The sequence below is a fragment of the Corynebacterium sp. HMSC065D07 genome (assembly GCF_001810695.1).
GTDB lineage: Bacteria > Actinomycetota > Actinomycetes > Mycobacteriales > Mycobacteriaceae > Corynebacterium > Corynebacterium hesseae.
This window is the reverse complement of the sequence record NZ_KV802455.1, coordinates 1-324: the sequence shown is the minus strand read 5'-3', so window position 1 is coordinate 324 and position 324 is coordinate 1. Positions and strand designations below refer to the sequence as shown.

Sequence of the window (324 nt, the reverse complement as noted above, 5' to 3'; positions counted from 1 at the left end):
TATTTTGCCGAAGAGACACGCTGGTAATCCGCTTCCAGTTTGTCTATGACCATCGAACCGAGTACTCGGTCAAGCGGATGTGCCACGTGTTAAAGCTCAATCGCTCCTCGTTCTACAAATGGGTCAACACCCGCGAAAAACGCAGGTTAAAGACGTGTTCCGATGCTCTTCTTGGGGCGAGAATCAAGACCATCTTCGATGATGAGCACGGGCTTTATGGTGCTAAACGCATCGCTGCAAGCCTTAACGACGATACGGACTTTCCTCCGATAAATCACAAGAAGGTCGCACGCATCATGAAATCCATGGGGCTGAAAGGCTTTA

1 protein-coding gene is annotated in these 324 nt (G+C 49.4%); it reads left to right on the top strand.

The genetic code is table 11. From position 1 onward, the window contains the following. Positions 1 to 86: 86 nt before the first annotated feature. On the top strand, positions 87 to 324 hold a 238-nt coding region (locus tag HMPREF2760_RS07995; RefSeq protein ID WP_168164091.1), incomplete at its 3' end, for an IS3 family transposase.